At 45.8% G+C, this 1889-nt stretch carries 3 protein-coding genes; 1 reads left to right on the forward strand and 2 read right to left on the reverse strand.

Features of this window, described 5'->3' with window-relative positions; translation table 11 throughout:
* Nucleotides 1-232: YchJ family protein (locus ACTXGO_RS13090; RefSeq protein ID WP_443574830.1), on the reverse strand; the 232-nt coding region annotated here is incomplete at its 3' end.
* 32 nt (nucleotides 233-264) lie between these two features.
* Entirely contained in the window at nucleotides 265-981 is a 717-nt protein-coding gene (locus ACTXGO_RS13095) for a metal-dependent hydrolase (protein WP_443574831.1), read from the reverse strand.
* A 99-nt stretch (nucleotides 982-1080) separates the two neighbouring features.
* On the opposite strand from ACTXGO_RS13095, the gene ACTXGO_RS13100 reads away from it, so the two are divergent.
* Nucleotides 1081-1889, forward strand: an 809-nt coding sequence (locus ACTXGO_RS13100) for a DUF3025 domain-containing protein (protein ID WP_443574832.1), incomplete at its 3' end; no start/stop codon positions are given.

Below are 1889 nucleotides of genomic sequence, written 5' to 3' on the forward strand. Positions count from 1 at the left end.
GTGCCCAGCTCTCAATTGACTTGATATCAAGTAGTGCTTGCTGCGCGGGCACAGTCGTCTTAACAATATATTCAGGTTTGATGAGCACAAAAGCGCTATAGCGAGTACGCATCAAACGTTCCGCAGTTTCAGCTTTACTGACACCTTTATGATACGGCTGACAACAGTCGCTATAAGCCAGTGGCGCTTTTACCCTAGCTACTAGATTTGTTTGGCAAGGACATAATGGCATACCGTACCCTTATAGCTCTTTATTTAGTTATCTTAACGCAAATAGTTCTCTATCATCGCAGGTAACATACCCACTCTAAGCTGCGCCCAAGGTTGAGGATCGCGCAATTGCTGCCAAAACTCGGTAAAGGGCGGCGCGAAATATATCAGTACGGCTATTAGGACATAGAGCAGCAAGTACCAGCCTTTATCTTTATGCGTATAAAACTTCATCGCTGTGCCCGATGAGCGCTTCATTGTCATACCCATTAGGTTGACGCTGTAGAGCTCATCTAAAGCGAGATGCACCATCGCCCCGCCAAACAAAAACAGCCCAAAGAACCAACTAGCCGCTAACGCATTGCCAAGTACATAATAGCTCAAGCTCACTAGACCTAACCCTAGTACTGCCATATAAGGCACCGAGTGAATAACGCCGCGGTGTACCGTCATTTTGGTAAAGATGTTGAAAACAATGTAACGCATAAATCCATAACCTGCCAGCCATAGCGCTATGAGGGACAGTAAGCTCAGCTCGCTACGCCAATGCATCACCAGCCCAAAGGCGAATACAAAGGAGGCCATATTAAAGCCAAGCTTGATCGGTGTTGAGTTATCCGAGTCCAAATCAGGGAGCAGCCCGCCCATCGTGCCAAGCGCTACGCACATCAAAAAACCAGAATCATCAATGAGTCCAGCCTTATAGACCGTCAATGCTGTCAGCCCACTAATAGCAAAAGCGCCATTTAAGTGGGTATTAAAATTTGCCATATATTCTCGTTATCATTAGCGCTAAAGGGTGAGATTACCTAACTAAAAAGCGCTTTATGATACCATAGCCAAGCCAAATGCCTGCTAGAGATACTTGTCATGAACCCCATTGATTTACCCGTTACCGTCCATTCGAACAATGCAATAAATGCTAAAAAATCACTTTTTGCTAACATCGACTGGCAAGCACCGTGGTTATGTCATTTAAGCCAACTCACTTATTTGAGCCAAACCATAGAGCAGCTAAGTGCTGCGCATAATAATAGTGCGACTTTTGATAATACCGAACACTTAGACGTTGTCGCTGGCGTTTTAAATATAGCTTTAATACAGCAAAGTGACGACTCACAAATACCGCAGCCGACTACGAAACCTGCGCTTGATCATGACAGGCATACCCTTAACTTTGTCTCGCAAAACGTGCTACCAGAGGGCGTAGGCTACGAGCAGTTTATCGGCTCAACAGGCAATATTCCGACTCGTGATAACTTGCATGATTTATTTAATGGTAGTATTTGGCTCACCTTTCCCAAGACCAAAGCTGTGCTCAATTATTATCATATGCTCGAGATAAGCAAGCGAAGCGATGAACAAGACAGCGACGAACAAGATAATCAAAGCAATCGCGGACGCGTGCGCGATACGATCACCGTGTTTGACGAAAATGGGGCGGTGTCAGTGACCTCGAACCCTAGCGTTGGCGAGGCCTTGATCAATTTTGATTGGCAAGGCTGTTTGATTGCGCCGCGTGCTAGTTGGGATAATCCAAAGCAGCCCCATGCTGATGCGCAAGCTGCGGTTTATATCTTTGGTCATGCGCTACTTGAACAGCTCATTACGCCGCGCAAACCCTTGTGCGCCCATAGTGTCATTATTAATGTCGATCAGAACTTCTTTGCCTTATCGAT

The sequence above is a fragment of the Psychrobacter sp. T6-1 genome (genome assembly GCF_052258445.1).

Bases quoted from the DNA above. Each gene is read 5' to 3' on its own strand.
- ACTXGO_RS13095 (WP_443574831.1), bottom strand. From the start codon at position 981: ATGGCAAATTTTAATACCCACTTAAATGGCGCTTTTGCTATTAGTGGG.